This window comes from Micromonospora sp. NPDC049201, from assembly GCF_055586805.1.
Window position 1 is genome coordinate 47407 of sequence record NZ_JBVJHM010000005.1, and the last position, 23830, is coordinate 71236.

The 23830-nt window shown below is 75.1% G+C and carries 6 protein-coding genes; 5 read left to right on the forward strand and 1 reads right to left on the reverse strand.

Translation table 11 applies throughout. The features are described from left to right. The first annotated feature begins 6 nt into the window (after window positions 1-6). Entirely contained in the window at window positions 7-1569 is a 1563-nt protein-coding gene (mhpA, locus tag ACZ6O5_RS12820; protein ID WP_465976806.1) for a bifunctional 3-(3-hydroxy-phenyl)propionate/3-hydroxycinnamic acid hydroxylase MhpA, read from the forward strand. A 30-nt stretch (window positions 1570-1599) separates the two neighbouring features. Then, entirely contained in the window at window positions 1600-2487 is an 888-nt protein-coding gene (locus ACZ6O5_RS12825; protein WP_465976808.1) for a class I SAM-dependent methyltransferase, read from the forward strand. A gap of 52 nt (window positions 2488-2539) precedes the next feature. Here ACZ6O5_RS12825 and ACZ6O5_RS12830 read toward each other — a convergent pair whose 3' ends face one another. Continuing rightward, window positions 2540-3295, reverse strand: a complete 756-nt coding sequence (locus ACZ6O5_RS12830) for a thioesterase II family protein (protein WP_465976809.1) — start codon at window positions 3293-3295, stop codon at window positions 2540-2542. A 181-nt stretch (window positions 3296-3476) separates the two neighbouring features. Here ACZ6O5_RS12830 and ACZ6O5_RS12835 point away from each other — a divergent pair, with 181 nt between their 5' ends. From ACZ6O5_RS12835 to ACZ6O5_RS12845, 3 genes are read left to right on the forward strand one after another with little or no spacing between them, the layout of a single operon-like run. After that, the gene (locus ACZ6O5_RS12835) at window positions 3477-8963 is read left to right on the forward strand and encodes an SDR family NAD(P)-dependent oxidoreductase (RefSeq protein WP_465976811.1); all 5487 of its coding nucleotides are present in this window, start codon (window positions 3477-3479) and stop codon (window positions 8961-8963) included. A gap of 21 nt (window positions 8964-8984) precedes the next feature. After that, window positions 8985-22880 (forward strand): type I polyketide synthase, encoded by a 13896-nt coding sequence (locus ACZ6O5_RS12840; RefSeq protein ID WP_465976813.1) that lies wholly within the window; start codon window positions 8985-8987, stop codon window positions 22878-22880. Then, window positions 22877-23758, forward strand: a complete 882-nt coding sequence (locus ACZ6O5_RS12845) for a metallophosphoesterase family protein (RefSeq protein ID WP_465976814.1) — start codon at window positions 22877-22879, stop codon at window positions 23756-23758. Before ACZ6O5_RS12840 ends, ACZ6O5_RS12845 begins: the two co-directional genes overlap by 4 nt. The last annotated feature ends 72 nt before the right edge of the window (window positions 23759-23830 follow it).

Genomic DNA, 23830 nt, shown 5'->3' on the forward strand with positions numbered 1-23830 from the left:
ACGGCGATGACCGACGTACTGATCGTGGGCTACGGCCCGGTGGGCCAGGTGGCCGCGATCCTGCTGGCGCAGCGCGGCTTCACGGTGCGGGTGCTGGAGAAGTGGACCACCCCGTACAGCATGCCGCGCGCCGTCTCCTACGACGGTGAGGCCAGCCGGATCCTCGCCTCCTGCGGCGTGGCCGACCGGCTCGGCGACGTGACCGAACTGTCCGGCGAGTACACCTGGAAGAACGGCTTCGGCCGGACGCTGCTGCACGTGCGCGCCGCGCCGGACGGCCCGTCCGGGTGGCCCGACTCCACGTCGTTCTACCAGCCCGGCGTGGAGGAACGACTCGCCGAACGCGGGGCGGAGCTGCCCGGCGTGCAGGTGCAGCGGGGCGTCGAGGTGACCGGCCTGACCGACCACGGCGACCGGGTCGAGGTGACCGCCGTGGACGGCGACGGCGGCCCGCACACCTACACCGCGTCCTGGGTGCTCGGCTGCGACGGCGCGAACAGCTTCGTCCGGGGCTGGCTCGGCGCGACCGTCACCGACCTGGACTTCACCCACGACTGGCTGGTCTGCGACGTGGTGCTGCACACGCCGCGCGAGTTCAGCCCGAACAACCTCCAGATCTGCGACCCGGCGCGCCCGCGTACCGCCGTCTCCGCCGGGCCGAACCACCGGCGGTGGGAGTTCATGCGGGTGCCGGGGGAGACCCTGGAGGAGTTCCGCACCGAGGCCAGCGCGTGGCGGCTGCTCGGCCTGTTCGACATCACCCCGGACAACGCCCGGCTGGACCGGTACGGCGTCTACACCACCCAGGCCTGCTCCGCCGACGTGTGGCGGCGCGGTCGGGTGTTCCTGGCCGGCGACGCCGCGCACGTCATGCCGCCGTTCCTCGGGCAGGGCATGAGTTCCGGCTTCCGCGACGTGGTCAACCTGGCGTGGAAACTCGACCTGGTGCGCCGCGGCCGGGCCGGGGAGGCGCTGCTCGACACGTACCAGGTGGAACGGCGCGCACACGTGCAGCACGCGATCCGGATGTCGATGGACTCCGGGGCGGTGATCTGCGAGACCGACCAGAAGAAGGCCGCCGGCCGGGACTCGGTGATGCTGGCCGCGCTGCGCCGGCGTACCCAGCAGCGCCACGTCCGCTCGCTGCGCGAGGCGATCGTCGACGGGGTGCTGCACCGCGCCGACGACGGCACGCCCACCCCGCGCGCCGGTGAACCCGCGCCGCAGGGCCGGGTGACCGTCGACGGGCGCACCGGCGGCTTCGACGACGTGGTGGGCGTCGGCTTCACGCTGCTCACCCGGGAACCCGCCCCGCTCGACGACGACGCGGTCGCGTTCCTCGACGACCTCGGCGCGTACCGGCTGGTCGTGCGGCCGGCCGGCGACGACGCGGCGGCCGGCGACCTGGCCGACCTCGACGGCGTCTACTCGACCTGGCTGGGCGGCGCGGACGCCGCGCTGATCCGGCCGGACTTCTATCTCTTCGGCGTGGCCGCCGGCCCCGACGCCGCCGCCACCCTGGTGGCCGACCTGCGCCGGCAGGTCGCCGCGCCCGCCCTGCATCCCTGACCAACCCCCGCACAGCCCTGAGGAGCTGACATGCTGGAGAACCTCCGCACCCTCGGCCGGGTCATCCGGACCCTGGCCACCAAGGACCCGGTGACCCGGGTCCGCCGGTTCTACGAGATCCAGTCGCCGGACGTCGAGTTCGCGGCCCGCACCTCCCGCTACATGAACGTCGGCTACTGGGAGGAGGGCGTCACCAGCATCGACGTGGCCGGCCAGGCGCTGGCCGACAAGCTCGCCGACGCCGCCGGGTTCAAGCCCGACGACACCGTGGTCGACGTCGGCTTCGGCTACGGCGACCAGGACTTCGCCTGGCTGCGGGACCGCCGGGTGGCGAAGGTGCACGGCATCAACGTGACCCCCCGGCACGTCGAGCACGCCCAGGAGCGGGCCCGCCGCGAGGGCCTCGCCGACCGGGCCGACTTCCAGCTCGGCACCGCCACCGCGCTGCCGTTCCCGGACGCCAGCGTGGACCGCGTGGTGGCGCTGGAGTCGGCGTTCCACTTCCACCCGCGCAGCGCGTTCTTCGCCGAGGCGTTCCGGGTGCTGCGGCCGGGCGGCACCATCGCCACCGCCGACATCATCCCGCTGAGCAACGACACCCCGCGCATGTCGATCAGCTCGGGCCCGCTCAGCTTCGTCAAGTTCAGCCTGCCGGACGAGAACTGGCACGACCGCAAGACGTACGGCGAGCAGCTCGCCGCCGCCGGCTTCGGCACCGTGGAGGTGCACTCCATCGCGGACCGCACCTGGGAGGGCTGGCGTCGGTTCCAGTCCGCCCGCCCGTCCGACCCGGCGTTCCGGGCCGCCGCCGACGGCAGCGCGGTCAAGGGGATGGCCAACCACTGGCGCGACACCGAGCTGATCAAGAAGGAGCTGGGTCTGCTCGACTACGTCATCGCGGTGGCGCAGAAGCCGTGAACCGCCACGGCCCCCGCCGCCCGGACCGGGCGGCGGGGACCGGCGGGTGGCATCAGCGGACCGCCGCGCCGGTCAACGCCGCGGAGAGGGTACGCAGGATCGCCGGCTGGTGGGACGCCAGGAAGAAGTGCCCGCCCGGGAAGACGTGCAGGTCGAACGCGCCGGTGGTGTGCGCCGACCACGCCCTCGCCTCGTCCACTGTGGTCTTCGGGTCGGCGTCCCCGGTGAACACCGTGACCGGGCAGCTCAGCTTCGGCCCCGGCGCGTACGTGTAGGTCTCCGCCGCCCGGTAGTCGCTGCGGATCGCCGGCAACGCGGCACGCAGCATGTCCGGGTCGCCGAGCACCGCCGAGTTGGGGCCGCTGAGCTTCTTCACGTCGGCCAGCAGCCCCTCGTCGTCGAGCAGGTGCACCGTCTCGTGCCGGTGGCACGACGGCGCCCGACGGCCGGACGGGAACAGGTGCGCCACCGCCCCACCCTCGGCCTCGATCAGCCGCGCCACCTCGAAGCCCAGCGTCGCGCCCATGCTGTGCCCGAAGAACGCCACCGGCCGGTCCCGCCAGGGCCGCAGCACGTCGGCCACCTGCCGGGCCAGCTCACCGATGCTCGGCACACACGGCTCGTGCCGGCGGTCCTGGCGGCCCGGGTACTGGACACTGAGCACCTCCACGGCCGGTGACAGCGCCCGGGACACCGGGAAGAAGAAGCTCGCGGAGCCCCCGGCGTGCGGCAGGCACACCAGCCGCGGGGCGCCGTCCGGGGCCGGATGGAACCGGCGAACCCAGAGGCCGTTGTCGTGGTCGGTCATCGTCACGCGGTCCTTCCGGCGGTGGCGCCCGCGACCCGGGCGCCAGGGCGGTCCACCGGACGCTAACCGGGCCGCCGCCGGTCCGGCCACCCCCCCTAGCCCGCCGGGCGTACGGGTTAGGGGTTGTCGCAGCTCAGCGCGACGCCATAGCTTCCCCGCAAAGGGGACCCGTGGCTCCCGGATGACGCGTGCGCGCCGGACGACGGCAGGTCCCCGCCGACCGAGGGTCAGGTTGATGGACACCGAAGAGAAGCTCCGGGAGTACCTGAAGAGGGTCACCACCGACCTGCGGCGGACCCGGCAACGGCTCCGCGACGTGGAGGACTCCGCCCGCCAGCCGATCGCCGTGGTCGGCATGGCGTGCCGCTTCCCCGGCGGGATCACCTCGCCGGACGCGCTGTGGGACCTGGTGGCCGCCGGTGGGGACGCGATCGGCCCGTTCCCCGACGACCGGGGCTGGGACCTCGCCACGCTCTACGACCCGGAGCGGGAACGCCCCGGCACGTCCTGCGTGCGCGACGGCGGCTTCCTGACCGACGCCGCCGGCTTCGACCCGGCGTTCTTCGGCGTCTCGCCCCGCGAGGCGCTCGCCATGGACCCGCAGCAGCGGCTGCTGCTGGAGGTGTCCTGGGAGGCGTTCGAAGCCGCCGGTGTCGACCCGACCGGGCTGCGCGGCGCACGCGTCGGCGTCTTCGCCGGCCTGACCCACGCCGACTACGCGGCCGGCGCCGCCGACGTGCCCGACGGGGTCGCCGACTACCTGGGGCTGGGCAGCGCCGGCAGCGTCAGCTCCGGCCGGGTGTCGTACGCGTTCGGGTTCGAGGGGCCGGCCGTCACCGTCGACACCGCCTGCTCGTCGTCGCTTGTCGCGCTGCACCTGGCCGTGCAGTCGCTGCGCGCTGGCGAGTCCGACCTGGCCCTGGCCGGCGGCGTGACCGTGCTGCCGACCCCGTCGATCTTCGTGGACTTCACCCGGCAGAACAACCTGTCCCGGGGCGCCCGCTGCCGGGCGTTCGCCGACGCCGCCGACGGCACCGCGCTCGGCGAGGGCATCGGCGTACTCCTGGTCGAGCGTCTCGCCGACGCCCAGCGGCTCGGCCACCGGGTCCTCGCCGTGGTGCGCGGGTCGGCGGTGAACCAGGACGGCGCGTCGAACGGGCTGACCGCGCCGAACGGGCCGTCGCAGCAGCGGGTGATCCGGGCCGCGCTCGCCGACGCCCGGTTGTCCGCCGCCGAGGTGGACGTGGTGGAGGCGCACGGCACCGGCACCACGCTCGGTGACCCGATCGAGGCGCAGGCGTTGCTTGCCACGTACGGGCAGGAGCGGGAGACGCCGCTGCTGCTCGGCTCGATCAAGTCGAACATCGGCCACACCCAGACCGCCGCCGGCGTGGCCGGCGTGATCAAGATGGTGCAGGCGATGCGGCACGGCACGGTGCCGGCCACGCTGCACGTGGACGCGCCGTCGACCAAGGTGGACTGGACAGCCGGCGCGGTGGAACTGGCCACGTCCGCGCGCCCCTGGCCGGCCGCCGACCGGCCCCGCCGCGCCGCGGTGTCGTCGTTCAGCATCTCCGGCACCAACGCCCACGTGATCCTGGAAGCGCCCACCCCGGCCGAGGACGAGCCGCCGGCCACCCTCGACGCGGCGGCGCTGCCGGTGCTGCCGTGGCTGGTGTCGGGGCGGTCGTCGGACGCGCTGGCGGGTCAGGCGGCGCGGCTGCTCGACCACCTGCGCGCGAACGCCGACCTGTCGCCGGCCGACGTCGGCTTCTCATCGGCGACCACGAGGGCCGCGTTGGCGCACCGGGCGGTGGTGGTCGGCGCGGACCGCGACGCGCTGCTGGCCGGCCTGGCCGCGCTGGCCGAGGGCGGTGCGGCTCCCGGTCTGGTGACCGGTGAGGCGTCGTCGGGCCGTCGGGCGGTGTTGTTCACCGGTCAGGGTGCGCAGCGGGCCGGTATGGGTCGGGAGTTGTATGGGGCTTTTCCGGTGTTCGCGGATGCGTTCGACCGGGTGTGTGCGTCGTTCGCGGGCCGGCTGGAGCGGCCGTTGCGGGAGGTGGTGTTCGACGGCGGTGACCTGCTGGACCAGACGGCATATACGCAGGCGGGTCTGTTCGCGGTGGAGGTGGCGTTGTGGGAGTTGCTGTTGTCGTGGGGCGTGACGGCCGACTATCTGGCGGGGCATTCGATCGGTGAGGTGACGGCCGCCCATGTGGCGGGTGTGCTGTCGTTGGTGGATGCGTGTGCGCTGGTGGCGGCGCGTGGGTCGTTGATGCAGGCGTTGCCGGCCGGTGGCGGGATGTTGGCGGTGGGCGCGTCGGAGTTCCAGGTTCGGGAGTTGGTGGCTGGCGTCGATGTGGCGGCGGTGAATGGTCCGTCGTCGGTGGTGCTGTCCGGGCCGGTGGAGGATCTGGATCGGATCGTGGGGGAGTGTGCCGCCGAGGGTTGGCGGGTGAAGCGGTTGACGGTCAGTCATGCGTTCCACTCGCGGTTGATGGAGCCGATGCTGGCCGGGTTCCGGGCCGCGATCGTCGGCTTGGACTGGCGGGCCCCGCGTGTGCCGATCGTGTCGAACCTGACCGGCCGGCTCGCCGATCCGGTGGAGATCGCGGGTCCGGACTACTGGGTGCGGCATGTGCGGGAGGCGGTGCGGTTCGCCGACGGGGTGGCCACGTTGCACGAGTTGGGTGTGTCGACGTTCCTGGAGGTGGGTCCGGACGCGACGTTGACGGCGATGGCCGCCGACACCCCGGCCGACCGGCCGGTCCATCACATCCCCGCACTGCGGCGGGACCAGGACGAGGTCACCGCGCTGACCACGGCGGTGGCTCGGCTGCACGTGGCCGGCACACCTGTGGACTGGGCGGCCTGGTTCACCCGCGACGGGCGGCGGCCGGCCACCGTCGACCTGCCCACCTACGCGTTCCAGCACCAGCGGTACTGGATCGACGCCCGCACCGCCGGCCACGACGCCGCCGGCCTGGGCGCCCGCGCCGCCGGTCACCCGCTGCTCGACACCGCGCTCGCCACCGCCGCCGGTGACGTCCGCGTCCACGGCGGCCGGCTGTCCGCGCGTACCCAGCCGTGGCTCGCCGACCACGTCGTCCGCGGCCGGATCGTCGTCCCCGGCACCGCGCTGGTCGAGCTGGCGCTGCACGCCGGCGCGCAGGCCGGCTGCGACACCGTCGAGGAACTGACGCTCGCCGCGCCGCTCGTCCTGCCCGACGACGGCGCCCGCACGCTCCAACTCCATCTCGCCGCGCCCGACGAGCACGGCCGACGCCGGATCACCGTCCACTCCCGGCCCGCCGACGATCCGCACGCCGACTGGACCGCCCACGCCGACGGCGTCCTCGCCCCCGGCGCGGGCGAGACCGCCGAGCCGCTGACCGCCTGGCCACCGCCCGGCGGCGTCGCCGTGCCTGTCGAACCGATCTACACCCGGCTCCGCGAACTCGGCGTCGCCCACGGGCCCACGTTCCGCGGGCTGCGCGCCGCCTGGCGTACGCCCGACGGGGTCTTCGCGGAGGTGGAACTGCCCGACGGCACCGCCACCACCGGCTACGCGCTGCACCCGGCGCTGCTCGACGCCGCGCTGCACGTCGTCGGCCTCGCCGACGACCCGGCCGCCGACGACGCCGGCGCCCGGCTGCCCTGGGCCTGGAGCGGCGTCACGCTCACCGCCGAGGGCGCCACCCACCTGCGGGTACGGCTGACCCGCAGCGGCCCGGCCAGCACGCTGACGCTCGCCGACGCGGCCGGCGCACCGGTGGCCCGCATCGACGCCCTGGTGTCCCGACCGCTCGCCGTCGACCAACTCGACGCCGGCAGCGCCGACCTGCCCCTCTACGACCTGCGCTGGAACTCGGTGCCGCTGCCGGCCCGACCGGCCACCGGAATCGCGCCGCTCGACCCGGGGACCGGCCTCGCCGGGACCGCCGCCGACGCCCGGCTGGTGCTCGTCCCCGTCCACGACACCGCGCCGGACGACCCGCTCGCCGACACCCGCACCCGGCTCGCCGGCACACTCACGCTGATCCAGGACTGGCTGGCCGACGACCGGCACGCCGACCGGCGGCTCGTCGTGCTCACCCGCGGCGCGGTACCCGCCGACGGTGACGTCACCGACCTGGCCGGCGCCGCCGTCTGGGGGCTGGTCCGCGCGGCGCAACTCGAACACCCCGGCCGGTTCGTCCTCGCCGACCTGGCCGGTGATGACGACGCCGACCTGCTCGCCCGCGCGCTCGCCGCCGACGAACCCCAGTTCGCGCTCCGCGACGGCCGGCTGCTCGTGCCGCGCCTCGCCCCGGCCGAACCCGACCCGACCGGCGCCGTCGACCTCGTCCCCGACGGCACCGTGCTGATCACCGGCGCGACCGGCGCGCTCGGCGGCGTCGTCGCCCGGCACCTCGTCAGCCACCACAAGATCCGGCACCTGCTGCTGGTCAGCCGGCACGGCGCCGACGCCCCCGGTGCGGCCGACCTGCTCGCCGACCTCACCCGCCTCGGCGCGCGGGCCAGCCTCACCGCCGCCGACGTGGCCGACCGCGACCAGCTCGCCGGGCTGCTCGCCGCGGTGCCCGCCGAACATCCGCTCGCCGGCGTGGTGCACGTCGCCGGCGCGCTCGACGACGTCGTGGTCACCGCGCTCACCCCGGACCGCACCGAGACGGTGCTGCGCCCCAAGGCCGACGCCGCCTGGCACCTGCACGACCTCACCCGCCACCTCGACCTGCCCATGTTCGTGTTGTTCTCCTCGATCGCCGGGCCGCTCGGCGCACCCGGGCAGGGCAACTACGCGGCGGCGAACGCGTTCCTCGACGGCCTCGCCCACCACCGCCGCGCGGCCGGGCTCGCCGCCACGTCACTGGCCTGGGGCCCCTGGGCGGAAACCGGCGGCATGACCCGCGACCTGGGCGCCGCCGGCCGGGACCGCCTCGCCCGCCAGGGCATCGTCCCGCTCCCCACCGACCGGGCGCTGGCACTCTTCGACGCCAGCCGGCGCGGCCGGCAGCCACTGCTGCTCCCGGTCCACCTCGACCTGGCGGCGCTGCGGACCCGCACCGGCCGCGACGAGCTGCCGGCGCCGCTGCACGGCCTCGCCGGCGGGCCCGCGCGCCGCGCCGCCGCGACGACCACCGGCGGCCTCGCCGACCGGCTCGCCGGGGCGTCCGCCGAGGAGCGGGCCCGCCTGGTCGCCGAGCTGGTCGCCGGCCAGGTCGCCGACGTGCTCGGGTACGCGTCACCGGCCGCCGTCGGACCCGACCGCTCCTTCACCGAACTCGGCTTCGACTCGCTCACCGCCGTCGACCTGCGCAACCGGCTCACCGCCCGGACCGGGCTGACCCTGCCGGCGACGATGGTCTTCGACCATCCCACCCCGGCGGCGCTGACCGGGCACCTGCTGGGCCGGCTCGGACCGGCCGCGACCGCACCCACCGTTCTCGACGAGCTGGACCGCCTCGAAGCCGCGTTCGCCGCCACTGGAGCCGACACGCTCGCCGAACTGACCGCCGACGACGAGACCCGTACCGCCGTCGCGGCCCGGCTCCGCGCCCTGCTCGCCCGCTGGGACGGCGACGGCGGCGAGGTGACCGCCAGCCTCGACGACGCCAGTGACGACGAACTGTTCGACTTCATCGACAGCCGCTTCGGCCGGTCCTGACCCGCGACAGGTGAATAACCGATGGCGAACGAAGCCAAGCTCCGTGAGTACCTCAAGCGCGTCACCGCCGACCTGCACGAGACCAGCGAACGGCTGAGGGCGGCCGACGCCAAGGACCACGAACCGATCGCCATCATCGGGATGAGCTGCCGCTACCCGGGCGGCGTCCGCACCCCCGAGCAGTTGTGGGAGCTGGTCGCCGCCGGCGGCGACGGCATCACCGGCTTCCCCACCGACCGGGGCTGGGACACCGAGCGGGCGTACGACCCGACCGGGGAACGGCGGGGCAGCACGTACGCCCGGGAAGGCGGCTTCCTGCACGACGCCGGGAACTTCGACCCGGAGCTGTTCACCATCTCCCCGTACGAGGCGCTGGCCATGGACCCGCAGCAGCGGCTCATGCTGGAGGCGTCCTGGACAGCGATCGAGGACGCCCGGATCGACCCGCTGTCGCTGCGCGGCAACCGGGTCGGCGTGTTCGCCGGGATGATGTACCACAACTACGCGGCCGGGCTCGACGAGGTGCCCGACACGGTCGACGGGTTCATCGGCGGCGGCACCGCCAGCAGCGTGCTCTCCGGCCGGGTCGCCTACACGCTCGGCCTGGAGGGCCCGGCGCTCACCGTCGACACCGCCTGCTCGTCGTCGCTCGTCGCGCTGCACCTGGCCGTGCAGTCGCTGCGCTCCGGCGAATCCGCGCTGGCCCTCGCGGGCGGCGTCACCGTGATGACCACGCTGGAGACGTTCGTCGACTTCAGCCGGCAACGCGGCCTCGCCCCGGACGGCCGGTGCAAGTCGTTCGCCGACAGCGCCGACGGCACCGGCTGGTCCGAGGGCGTCGGCGTGCTGCTGCTGGAACGCCTCTCCGACGCCCGCCGCCACGGCCACCGCGTCCTCGCCGTGGTACGCGGATCGGCGGTGAACCAGGACGGCGCGTCCAACGGGTTGACCGCGCCGAACGGGCCCGCCCAGCAGCGGGTGATCCGGGCGGCCCTCGCCTCGGCGCGGCTGTCACCGGTCGAGGTGGACGTGGTGGAGGCGCACGGCACCGGCACCAGACTGGGTGACCCGATCGAGGCGCAGGCGCTGCTGGCCACGTACGGGCAGGAGCGGGCCGAGCCGCTGCTGCTCGGGTCGGTGAAGTCGAACCTGGGCCACACCCAGGCCGCCGCCGGGGTCGCCGGGATCATCAAGATGGTCCTCGCCATGCGGCACGGACTCGTGCCGCGGACCATCCACGTCGACGCCCCCTCCTCCCACGTCGACTGGTCGGCCGGCGCGGTGGACCTCGTCACGTCGGCGCGTCCCTGGCCGGCGGTGGACCGGCCGCGTCGGGCGGCGGTGTCCTCGTTCGGCATCTCCGGCACCAACGCCCACGTCATCATCGAGGCCCCGGAACCCGAGCCGTCGCCGGAGACGCCACCGGCCGGGTTGCCACCGACCACCCCGTGGGTGCTGTCGGCGCGGTCGACGGCGGCCCTCGCCGGCCAGGCCGCACGGCTGGCCGACCACCTGCGGGCGCACGCCGAGCTGCCCCCGGCCGAGGTGGGCTGGTCGCTCGCGACGACCCGCGCCGCGCTGGAACACCGCGCGGTGGTGCTCGGCCCGGACCGGGAGTCGCTGCTCACCGGCCTGTCCGCGCTCGCCGACGGTGCGTCGGCGGCCGGTGTGGTGACCGGCGAGGCGTCGCCGGGCCGGCGGGCCGTGCTGTTCACCGGTCAGGGTGCGCAGCGGGCCGGCATGGGTCGGGAGTTGTACGCGGCGTTTCCGGTGTTCGCGGACGCGTTCGATCGGGTGTGCGCCGGTTTCGAGGGTCGCTTGGACCGGCCGGTGCGGGACGTGGTGTTCGACGGCGGTGACCTGCTCGATCAGACGGTTCACACGCAGGCGGGCCTGTTCGCGGTGGAGGTGGCGTTGTGGGAGCTGCTCTCCTCGTGGGGCGTGACGGCCGACTTCCTCGGCGGGCATTCGATCGGTGAGGTGACCGCCGCCCACGTGGCGGGTGTGCTGTCCCTGGCGGACGCGTGTGCGCTGGTGGCGGCGCGTGGGTCGCTGATGCAGGCGTTGCCGGCCGGTGGCGGGATGCTGGCGGTGGGCGCGTCGGAGGCCCAGGTCCGGGAGTTGGCGGCCGGCGTCGATGTGGCGGCGGTGAACGGCCCGTCGTCGGTGGTGCTCTCCGGCGCGGTGGAGGATCTGGACCGGATCGTGGGGGAGTGCGCCGCCGAGGGTTGGCGGGTGAAGCGGCTCACGGTCAGTCATGCGTTCCACTCGCGGTTGATGGAGCCGATGCTGGCCGGGTTCCGGGCCGCGATCGCCGGCTTGGACTGGCAGGCCCCGCGTGTGCCGATCGTGTCGAACCTGACCGGCCGGCTCGCCGACCCCGCCGAGATCGCGGGTCCGGACTACTGGGTGCGGCACGTGCGGGACGCGGTCCGGTTCGCCGACGGGGTCGCCACGCTCCACGAGTTGGGCGTGTCGACGTTCCTGGAGGTGGGTCCGGACGCGACGTTGACGGCGATGGCCGCCGACACCCCGGCCGACCGGCCGGTGCACCACATTCCGGCGTTGCGGCGGGACCAGGACGAGGTCACCGCGCTGACCACGGCGCTGGCTCGGCTGCACGTGGCCGGCACCCGCATCGACTGGGCGGCCTGGTTCACCCGCGACGGGCGGCGGCCGGCCACCGTCGACCTGCCCACCTACGCGTTCCAGCACCAGCGGTACTGGCTCGACGCCCGCACCCGCCACCACGGCGGCGACCCCGACGACACGGCGTTCTGGCAGGTGATCGAGAACGAGGACGTGGACGGCCTCGCCGCCGCGCTCGCCGTCGACCCCGACACGCCGCTCGCCGACGTGCTGCCCGCGCTCTCCGCGTGGCGACGCCGCCGGGAGAGCGAAGCCACGCTCGACTCCTGGCACTACCGGGTCACCTGGCAGCCACTGCCGGACCCCACCGGGTCCGACGTCGATGACCTGCTTCTCGTCGTACCGGCCGAGGTGGACGAGGCGGGCCGGCGGTGGGTCGACGCGCTGACCGGGCCGGGCGTCCGGGTCCTGACCGTGCCGGCCGTTCACGGTCGCGCCGACCTGGCCCGGGAACTCACCGCCTCGCCGCCGGCCGGGACCGTGCTGTCGCTGCTCGGCCTGGCCACCGGCACCCACCCGGACAGCGTCTCCGTGCCCGCCGGGCTCGCCGGCACGGTCACGCTCGCGCAGGCGCTCGGCGACGCCGGCAGCACCGCCCGGCTCTGGATCGCCACCCGCGACGCCGTCGCCGTCGACCCCACCGACCCGGCCGTCGACCCCGACCAGGCGCTGCTCTGGGGACTCGGCGGCGCGTTGCGCGCCGAACACCCGTACCGCTGGGGTGGCCTCGTCGACCTGCCGCCGACGCCCGACCCGCGCGCCGTACCCCGGTTGCGCCGGCTGCTCGGCGGCGAGCCGGCCGAGGACCAGGTGGCGGTGCGCGCGGCCGGCGCGTACACCCGACGGCTGGTCCGGGACACCCGACCCGCCGCCGCGCCGCGGGGCTGGACCCCGCGCGGCACCGCGCTCGTCACCGGCGGCACCGGCGCGCTCGGCGCGCACGTCGCCCGGGCCCTCGCCGCCGCCGGCGTCGAGCACCTGCTGCTGATCAGCCGGCGCGGTCCCGACGCGCCCGGCGCGGCCGAGCTGCGCGACGAACTGACCGCCCAGGGCGCCCGCGTCACGATCGCGGCCTGTGACGCCGCCGACCGGGACGCGTTGCGCGACCTCCTCGCCGCCGTCCCCGCCGACGCGCCGCTGCGCACCGTCGTGCACACCGCCGCCGCCCTCGACGACACCGTCACCGACGCGCTCACCGTCGACCGGATGGCCACCGCGCTGCGCGCCAAGGTCGACGCGGCCCGCCACCTCGACGAGCTGACCCGCGACCACGACGTCACCGCGTTCGTGCTCTTCTCCTCCCTCGCCGGCACCATGGCCGGCCCCGGCCAGGGCAACTACGCGCCCGGAAACGCCTGGCTCGACGCGCTCGCCCACCGCCGTCGCGCCGAGGGGCTGCCCGCCACCGCCGTCGCCTGGGGGCTCTGGGCCGACGGCGGCGTCAGCGCCGGCGAGTTCGAACGCCGGATGGCCCGTGGCGGCGTCCGCGCCATGGACCCCGACCGCGCGATCCGCGCGTTCCACCGGGCGCTCGACCGCGACGAGACCCACCTCGTCGTCGCCGACGTCGACTGGGACCGGATCGCCGCCGCCCCCGGCCAGCGACCCGACCCGCTGCTCCGCGACCTGCTCACCACCACCCCCGTCATCGCCGACGAGGACCGTTCCGCCGCGCTGCGGCGTCGCCTCGCCGGCCGTACCCCGGCCGAACAGCAGGACGCCCTCGGTGAACTGGTCCGGGGCGAGATCGCCGCCGTCCTCGGACACGGCGGCGCCGACCAGGTGCCGCACCGGCGCGCGTTCCGGGACCTCGGCTTCACCTCCCTCACCGCCGTCGAGCTGCGCAACCGGCTCGACGCCGCGACCGGACTCACGCTGCCCGCCACGCTGGCGTTCGACCATCCCAACCCCGAGGCCCTCGCCGCCCACCTGCGCGCCGAGCTGGCCGGCGGGCCCGCCGGGACCACCACCACGGCGGTACGTCCGGTCGACGACGACCCGATCGTCATCGTCGGCATGGGCTGCCGCTTCCCCGCCGGGGCCGCCTCCCCGACGGAGTTCTGGCGGATGCTCGCCGACGGCGTCGACGCCATGACCGACCTGCCGCGCGACCGGCACTGGGACCTGGCCGCGCTGCCGCCGGACGTCACCCGGGGCGCGTTCCTGGACGACGCCGGCGCGTTCGACGCACAGTTCTTCGGCATCTCGCCCCGCGAGGCGGTCGCCATGGACCCGCAGCAGCGGCTGCTGCTGGAAACGTCCTGGGCGGCGATCGAGGACGCCCGGATCGACCCGTCCTCGTTGCGCGGCAGCCGGGTCGGTGTCTTCGCCGGCACCAACGGGCAGGACTTCGACCACCTCATCCGGTACGGCGGCGAACACCTCGCCGGCTACGGTGCGACCGGCGCCTCCGCCAGCGTGCTCTCCGGCCGCGTGTCGTACGCGCTCGGCCTCGAAGGGCCGGCGCTGACCGTGGACACCGCCTGCTCGTCGTCGCTGGTGGCGCTGCACCTCGCCGCCCAGTCGCTGCGCGCCGGCGAATGCGACCTGGCGCTCGCCGGTGGGGTGACCGTGATGGCCACCCCCGGCGCGTTCGTCGAGTTCTCCCGGCAGGGCGGGCTCGCCGCCGACGGGCGGTGCCGGTCGTTCGCCGAGGGCGCCGACGGCACCGGCTGGGGTGAGGGCGTCGGCGTGCTGCTGGTGCAACGACTCTCCGACGCCGAGCGCGACGGCCGGCGGGTCCTCGCGGTGCTGCGGGGTTCGGCGGTGAACCAGGACGGCGCGTCGAACGGGTTGACCGCTCCCAACGGGCCCGCCCAGCAGCGGGTCATCCGGGCCGCGCTCGCCGACGCCCGGCTGTCCGCCGCCGAGGTGGACGTGGTGGAGGCACACGGCACCGGCACCACGCTGGGTGACCCGATCGAGGCGCAGGCGCTGCTGGCCACGTACGGGCAGGAGCGGGCCGAGCCGCTGCTGCTCGGGTCGGTGAAGTCGAACCTGGGCCACACCCAGGCCGCGGCCGGCGTCGCCGGGATCATCAAGGCGGTCCTGGCCATGCGGCACGGCGTGGTGCCGGCCACGCTGCACGTGGACGCCCCCTCGTCCAAGGTGGACTGGTCGGCCGGGGCGGTGGACCTCGTCACGTCGGCGCGTCCCTGGCCGGCGGTGGACCGGCCGCGGCGGGCGGCGGTGTCGTCGTTCGGCATCTCCGGCACCAACGCCCACGTGATCCTGGAAGCGCCCACATCAGTCGAGGACGCACCCACGACGGACGCGGTCGCCCCGTTGCCGGTCACGCCGTGGCTGCTGTCGGCCCGCTCGGCCCCGGCGCTCGCCGGGCAGGCGGCCCGGCTGCTCGACCACCTGCGCGAGCACGCCGAGGTCACCCCGGCCGAGGTCGGGTGGTCGCTGGTCGCCACGCGCGCCGCGTTGGAGCATCGGGCGGCCGTCGTCGCTCCGGACCGGGGGTCGCTGCTCACCGGCCTGTCCGCGGTGGCCGACGGGCATGCCGCCCCGGGTGTGGTGACCGGGGCGGAGTTGTCGGGTCGGCGGGCGGTGTTGTTCACCGGTCAGGGTGCGCAGCGGGCCGGTATGGGTCGGGAGCTGTATGCGGCGTTTCCGGTGTTCGCGGATGCGTTCGACCGGGTGTGCGCGTCGTTCGCGGGCCGGCTGGAGCGGCCGTTGCGGGAGGTGGTGTTCGACGGTGGTGAGCTGCTGGATCAGACCGTCTATGCGCAGGCGGGCCTGTTCGCGGTGGAGGTGGCGTTGTGGGAGTTGCTGTCGTCGTGGGGGGTGACGGCTGACTTCCTGGCGGGGCATTCGATCGGTGAGGTGACCGCCGCCCATGTGGCGGGGGTGTTGTCGCTTGCGGACGCGTGTGTCCTGGTGGCGGCGCGTGGGTCGTTGATGCAGGCGTTGCCGGCCGGTGGCGGGATGTTGGCGGTGGGTGCGTCGGAGTCGCAGGTTCGGGAGCTGCTGTCGTCCGGCGGTGGCGGCGCGGAGTCGGGAGTCGGCCTGGGGGCGGTTCCTGGTTCCGGGGTGGATGTGGCGGCGGTGAACGGCCCGTCGTCGGTGGTGCTCTCCGGCGCGGTGGAGGATCTGGACCGGATCGCGGGGGAGTGCGCCGCCGAGGGTTGGCGGGTCAAGCGGTTGACGGTCAGTCACGCGTTCCACTCGCGGTTGATGGAGCCGATGCTGGCCGGGTTCCGGGCCGCCATCGCCGGCTTGGACTGGCAGGCCCCGCGTCTGCCGATCGTGTCGAACCTGACCGGCCGGCTCGCCGACCCCGCCGAGATCGCGCGTCCGGACTACTGGGTGCGGCACGTGCGGGACGCGGTCCGGTTCGCCGACGGGGTCGCCACGCTCCACGAGTTGGGCGTGTCCACGTTCCTGGAGGTCGGTCCGGACGCGACGTTGACGGCGATGGCCGCCGACACCCCGGCCGACCGGCCGGTGCACCACATCCCCGGATTGCGGCGCGACCAGGACGAGGTCACCGCGCTGACTACCGCGCTGGCTCGGCTGCACGTGGCCGGCACACCTGTGGACTGGGCGGCCTGGTTCACCCGCGACGGGCGGCGGCCGGCCATCGTCGACCTGCCCACCTACGCGTTCCAGCGCACCCGGTACTGGCCGGAGACCGCGCCCGTCACGCGGACCGGCGGCGGCGACCTCGACGACCGGTTCTGGGCGGCGGTGGAACGGGAGGACCTCACCGGCCTCGGCGACGAGCTACGGCTCACCGCCGACCAACCGCTGCGGGACCTGCTGCCGGCGTTGGCCCGTTGGCGGCGGGCAGGACGGGACCGCGCCACCGTCGACTCCTGGCGCTACCGGGTGGAGTGGCGGCCACTGGCCCCCGTACCCCCGACCGGACTGACCGGGACGTGGCTGGTGTTGACCACGGCCGACCAGGTCGATCACCCGCTGGTCGCCGGCCTGGCCACGCACGGCGCCCACGTCGTGCCGGTGGTGCTCGACGCGCCCACCGATCGGCGGGAGACGGCCGACCGGCTCCGCGCCGCCGCCACCGGCGGCGACGTCGCCGGGGTGCTGACGCTGCTCGACCCGCAGCCCGGGGCGGCACTGGCCACGGTGCAGGCGTTCGCCGACAGCGACGTCACCGGCCGGCTGTGGTGGGTGACACGGGGCGCGGTCGCGGTGAGCGCCACGGACACCGAAACCGATCCGATCGCGGCCGGGACCTGGGGGCTCGGCCGGGTGGCGGGGTTGGAGGAGCCGGGCCGTTGGGGTGGTCTGGTGGATCTGCCGGCCGTGCTGGATGACCGGGCGGTGCGTCGGGTGTGTGGCGTGTTGGCCGGTGGTGGTGAGGACCAGGTGGCGGTGCGGTCGTCGGGGGTGTTCGCCCGGCGGTTGGTGCGGGCCGGGAACGACGCGGTCCGGCGGGAGTTCCGGTTCTCCGGGACGGTGTTGGTGACCGGTGGCACGGGTGCGTTGGGCGCGCGGGTCGCGCAGTGGGCGGTCGACAGCGGTGCTGAGCATGTGGTGTTGACCAGCCGGCGTGGGCCGGACGCGCCGGGTGCGGCGGAGTTGGTCGAGCGTCTGGGTGCCGGTGGGGTGCGTGTGACGGTGGCGGCGTGTGACGTGGCCGACCGGACCGCGCTGGCCGGGCTGCTCGACGGGCTGGCCGCCGAACCGGTCCGCGCTGTCGTGCACGCCGCCGGCGCGCCGCAGTTCACCCCGCTTGCCGACGTCACCGCCGACGAGCTGCGCGACGTGCTGCGCGCCAAGGTCGACGGCGCGGCGAACCTGGACGCGTTGCTGCCGGACGTGGACGCGTTCGTGGTGTTCTCCTCTATCGCCGGGGTGTGGGGCTCTGCCGGGCAGGCCGGCTACGCCGCCGCGAACGCGTACCTCGACGGCCTCGTCGCCCGGCGGCGTGCCCGTGGCGCGGCCGGCACCGCCGTGGCGTGGGGACCGTGGGCCGGTGGCGGCATGGCGGAAGGCGGCGAGGCGCGGGAGCACCTGGCCCGACGCGGCCTGCCCGCCATGGACCCGGACCTGGCGGTGACCGCCCTTCAGGGCGCGCTCGACCGGGACGACAGCACCGTGGTCGTCGCCGACGTCGCCTGGGACCGGTTCGCCGCCGCGTTCACCGCGCTGCGCTCCAGCCCGCTGCTCGACGAACTCCCCGAGGCCCGGCCCGCCCAGGCCACGCCCGCCGAGGGCCCGTCCCCGCTCGCTCGCCGGCTCGCCACGCTCACCCCCGCCGAACGCGCCGGCCACCTGCTCGACCTGGTCCGGACCCAGGCCGCGGCGGTGCTCGGCCATCCGGCCGCCGACGCGGTGGCCGCGGACCGGGCGTTCCAGCAGCAGGGCTTCGACTCGCTCACCGCCGTCGAGCTGCGGAACCGGCTCACCGCCGAGACCGGCCTGACGCTGCCGAGCACGCTCGTCTTCGACCAGCCGACCCCGGCGGCCCTGGCCACGTACCTGGCCGCCACGCTGACCGGGGAGCCGGCGGACACCGAGGCGCCCGGCGCCGCCGTCGCGGTCGACGGTGACCCGATCGTCGTCGTCGGCATGGCGTGCCGCCTCCCCGGCGGCGTGACCGGCCCGGACGAACTGTGGGAGCTGCTCGCCGCCGGACGGGACGGCATCGCCGACTTCCCGCTCGACCGGGGCTGGGACCGGTTCCTCGCCGGCCGTCTCTCCGACACCTCGTTCCCCCGGCAGGGCGGATTCGTCTACGACGCGGCGGCGTTCGACGCCGACTTCTTCGGCATCTCCCCCCGCGAGGCCCTCGCGATGGACCCCCAGCAGCGGCTGCTGCTGGAGACGTCGTGGGAGGCGGTCGAGTCGGCCGGCATCGACCCGGCCCGGCTGCGCGGGGAACGCGTCGGCGTCTTCGCCGGCGCCAGCTTCCAGGGGTACGCCTCGACCGCGATGGGCCGCGACCAGGACGTCGGCGGGCACCTGCTCACCGGTACCGCCACCAGCGTGCTGTCCGGCCGGGTGGCGTACGCGCTCGGCCTCGAAGGGCCGGCGGTGACCGTGGACTCGGCCTGCTCGTCGTCGCTTGTCGCGCTGCACCTGGCCGCCCAGTCGCTGCGCAGCGGGGAGTGCACGCTGGCGCTGGCCGGCGGCGTGACCGTGATGGCGTCACCGGCCACGTTCGTCGAGTTCTCCCGGCAGGGCGGGCTCGCCCCGGACGGGCGGTGCCGGTCGTTCGCCGAGGGCGCCGACGGCACCGGCTGGGGTGAGGGCGTCGGCGTGCTGCTGGTGCAACGACTCTCCGACGCCCAGCGCGACGGCCGACGGATCCTCGCCGTGCTGCGTGGCTCGGCGGTCAACTCCGACGGCGCCTCGAACGGGCTCACCGCGCCGAACGGGCCCGCCCAGCAGCGTGTCATCCGGGCCGCGCTCGCCTCGGCGCGCCTCACCACCGCCGACGTGGACATGGTGGAGGCGCACGGCACCGGCACCACGCTCGGTGACCCGATCGAGGCGCAGGCGTTGCTCGCCACGTACGGGCAGGACCGCACCGAACCACTGCTGTTGGGCTCGATCAAGTCCAACATCGGGCACATCCAGGCAGCGGCCGGCGCGGCAAGCGTCATCAAGGCGGTGCTGGCGCTGCGGCACGGCGTGGTGCCGGCCACGCTGCACGTCGACCGACCGTCGTCGAAGGTGGACTGGTCGGCCGGCGCGGTGGACCTCGTCACGTCGGCGCGCCCCTGGCCGGCGGTGGACCGGCCGCGCCGCGCGGCGGTGTCCTCGTTCGGCATCTCCGGCACCAACGCCCACGTCATCCTTGAGGAGCCACCGTCGGTCGAGGCCGAGCAGGCTCGTGCCGCCGTCGCGGTGCCGGTCGTGCCGTGGCTGGTGTCGGGCCGGTCGGCGGAGGCCCTGGCGGGTCAGGCGACCCGGTTGCGCGACCACCTGCGGCGGCACCCCGAGGTGTCGCCGGTCGAGGTCGGCTTCTCGTTGGCGACCGCACGGGCCGGGTTGACGCACCGGGCGGCGGTGGTCGGTACGGATCGGGACGCGCTGCTGACCGGCCTGTCGGCCGTCGCGGAGGATGCGTCCGCGCCCGGCGTGGTGACCGGTGAGGCGTCGTCGGGCCGGCGGGCGGTGTTGTTCACCGGTCAGGGTGCGCAGCGGGCCGGCATGGGTCGGGAGCTGTACTCGGCGTTTCCGGTGTTCGCGGACGTGTTCGACCGGGTGTGCGCCGGGTTCGAGGGTCGCTTGGACCGTTCGCTGCGGGAGGTGGTGTTCGACGGCGGTGACCTGCTGGACCAGACCGTCTATGCGCAGGCGGGCCTGTTCGCGGTGGAGGTGGCCGTGTGGGAGTTGCTGTCGTCGTGGGGGGTGACGGCTGACTATCTGGCGGGGCATTCGATCGGTGAGGTGACCGCCGCCCATGTGGCGGGTGTCCTGTCACTGTCTGATGCGTGTGTGTTGGTGGCAGCGCGTGGGTCGTTGATGCAGGCGTTGCCGGCCGGTGGCGGAATGTTGGCGGTGGGTGCGTCGGAGTCGCAGGTCCGGGAGCTGCTGTCGTCCGGCGGTGGTGGTGCGGAGTCGGGAGTCGGCCTGGGGGCGGTTCCTGGTTCCGGGGTGGATGTGGCGGCGGTGAACGGGCCGTCGTCGGTGGTGCTGTCCGGGCCGGTGGCGGAGCTGGACCGGATCGCGGGGGAGTGCGCCGCTGAAGGTTGGCGGGTGAAGCGGTTGACGGTCAGTCACGCGTTCCATTCGCGGTTGATGGAGCCGATGGTGGGCGAGTTCCGGGCCGCGATCAGTGGTCTGGACTGGCAGGCCCCGCGTCTGCCGGTCGTGTCGAACCTGACCGGCCGGCTCGCCGACCCCGCCGAGATCGCGGGTCCGGACTACTGGGTGCGGCACGTCCGGGACGCGGTGCGGTTCGCCGACGGTGTCGCCACGCTGCACGAGTTGGGCGTGTCCACGTTCCTGGAGGTGGGTCCGGACGCGACGTTGACGGCGATGGCCGCCGACACCCCGGCCGACCGACCCGTCCATCACATTCCAGCGTTGCGGCGGGACCAGGACGAGGTCACCGCGCTCACCACGGCGGTGGCTCGGCTGCACGTGGCCGGCACGCCTGTGGACTGGGCGGCCTGGTTCACCCGCGACGGGCGGCGGCCGGCCATCGTCGACCTGCCCACCTACGCGTTCCAGCGCACCCGGTACTGGCTGTCCGAGGAGGACACCCCGCAGCCGGCGCCGGGCGGAGGCGGCGAGACGGACGCCGAGTTCTGGGCCGCCGTCGAACAGGCCGACCTCACCGCCCTCGACCCGGAGTTCCGCGCCGAACGGCCGGTTGCCGAACTGCTGCCGGCGCTCGCCCGGTGGCGGACCGCCGGCCGGCGACGCGCCACCGCCGACTCGTGGCGCTACCGGGTCGACTGGACGGGCGTATCCGAGCGGACCGCGACGCTGACCAGGGCGTGGCTGCTGCTGGTGCCGTACGCCGGCATCGACGACACGCTTGTCGCGGCCCTGACCGACGGGATGACCTCGGCCGGTGCGAGCGTGCGGCCGGTCCGGCTGGACGGGCCGGACGACGACCGGGAACTGCTCGCCAAGGCGCTGCGCGACGCCGACCCGGCCGCCGGCGTGGTGTCGCTGCTCGCGCTCGGCGGCGCCGGTGCCGGCGCGGCGCTGGCCACCGTGCAGGCCGCCACGGAGGCCGGCCTCTCCGGTCCGGTGTGGTGGGTGACGCGGGGTGCGGTGGCGGTGGGTGCCACCGACGGGCCGGTTGATCCGATCGCGGCCGGGACCTGGGGGCTCGGCCGGGTGGCGGGGTTGGAGGAGCCGGGCCGTTGGGGTGGTCTGGTGGATCTGCCGGCCGTGCTGGATGACCGGGCGGTGCGTCGGGTGTGTGGCGTGTTGGCCGGTGGTGGTGAGGATCAGGTGGCGGTGCGGTCGTCGGGAATCTTCGCCCGGCGGTTGGTGCGGGCTTCGGATGATCCGGTGCGGCGGGAGTTCCGCCTTGCCGGGACGGTGCTGGTGACCGGTGGCACCGGTGCGTTGGGTGCGCGGGTCGCGCAGTGGGCGGCCGACAGCGGTGCCGAGCACGTGGTGTTGACGAGCCGGCGTGGGCCGGACGCGCCGGGTGCGGCGGAGTTGGTCGAGCGTCTGGGTGCCGGTGGGGTGCGGGTGACGGTGGCGGCGTGTGACGTGGCCGACCGGGCCGCGTTGGCCGGGCTGCTCGACGGCCTGGCCGCCGACCGGCAGCCGGTTCGCGCCGTCGTGCACGCCGCCGGCGCCGCCCAGGCCACCCCGCTCGCCGCGATGACCGGCGCGGAACTGGCCGACGTGCTGCGCGCCAAGGTCGACGGCGCGGCGAACCTGGACGCGTTGCTGCCCGAGGTGGACGCGTTCGTGGTGTTCTCCTCCATCGCCGGGGTGTGGGGCTCCGCCGGGCAGGCCGGCTACGCCGCCGCGAACGCGTACCTCGACGGCCTCGTCGCCCGGCGGCGTGCCCGTGGCGCGGCCGGCACCGCCGTGGCCTGGGGACCGTGGGCCGGCGCCGGCATGGCCCAGGGCGAACAGCGGGACCAGCTCGCCCGACGCGGCCTGCCCGCGCTCGACCCGGACCTCGCGGTGACCGCCCTCCAGGGCGCGCTCGACCGGGACGACACCGCGGTGGTCGTCGCCGACGTCGACTGGGAGCGGTTCGCCGCCTCGTTCACCGCCCGCCGGCCCAGCCCGCTGCTCACCGGCATCCCGGAGGCCACCGCCGACCGCGCCGGCACCCCGGCGGCCGACGCGGACGCCCCGGCGGCGCTGCGCGACCGCCTCGCCGCCGCCGGCCCCACGGAACGGGACCGGATCCTGCTCGACCTGGTACGCGCCGAAGCCGCCACCGTGCTCGGGCACCGCACCCCGGCCACGGTCCGGGCCGGACGCGGTTTCCTGGACCTCGGCTTCGACTCGCTCACCGCGGTCGAGCTGCGCAACCGGCTCACCGCCGCAACCGGTCTGGCGCTGCCCACCACACTTGTCTTCGACCACCCCACCCCGGCCGCGCTCGCCGAACACCTGGGCCGGGAACTGCGGCCCGGGGCGGACGGCGTCACCGCCGAGATCGACCGCCTGGCGCGGCTGCTCGACGCGGTGCCGGACGAGCGGCGTGACGCCCAGGTCACCCACCGGCTGGAGGAGCTGCTGTCCCGCTGGCGGGGTGACGCCGCGCCGCCGGCCGCCGCCCCGGTCGCCGACGACCTGGCCGACGCCGGTGAGGACGACATCTTCGCCATCATCCAGCGAGAGTTCGGCAAGTCGTGACCGGTGCCGGAGCTAGGGGTGCGGACGGGGCTAGGGGTGGCCGGCTGCTCGCCATCAGCGACCTGCACGTCGGGTACGCCGAGAACCGTGAGCTGGTCGAACGGCTGCGCCCCGACAGCGACGACGACTGGCTGATCGTCGCCGGGGACGTCGGCGAGTACCTGCACGACGTCGAATGGGCGCTCGGCCTGCTCGCGCGGCGCTTCGCCCGGGTGGTGTGGGCACCCGGCAACCACGAGCTGTGGACGCCCCGCGACGACCCGGTGCAGTTGCGCGGCGAGGCCCGCTACCGGCACCTGGTGGCGCTGTGCCGGCGGCTCGGCGTGCTCACGCCCGAGGATCCCTACCCGGTGTGGGACGCCGACGGCGACCCGGTGCTGGTGGTGCCGCTGTTCGTCGGGTACGACCACTCGTGGCGGCCACCGGGCACCTACAACCGGGCGCAGGCGCTGGCGTTGGCGTACGAGACCGGGGTGGTGTGCACCGACGAGATCCTGCTGCACCCGGACCCGTACCCGAGCCGGGACGCGTGGTGCCGGGCCCGGGTCATCCGCACCGAACGGCGGCTGGACGCCGAGCGCAACGGCCTGCCCACCGTGCTGGTCAACCACTACCCGCTGGTCCGCGAGCCGACCCGGATCCTGCGCCACCCCGAGTTCGCCCAGTGGTGCGGCACCGACCTCACCGCCGACTGGCACCTGCACTACGACGCTCGCGTCGCCGTCTACGGGCACCTGCACATCCCGCGCAGCACCCGCTACGACGGCGTCCGGTTCGAGGAGGTGTCCGTCGGCTATCCCCGCGAGTGGCGTCGCCGCGCCACCCCGGCGGGCCGGCCCCGGGCCATCCTCCCGGCGCTCGCCGGGCAGCTCCGCTGACGGTCCGCCGGCCCGGCTCGGACACCTGCCGGGGCCGGTGAATGAGGGGTCCCTAGGGGTTGGGTCCCAGGT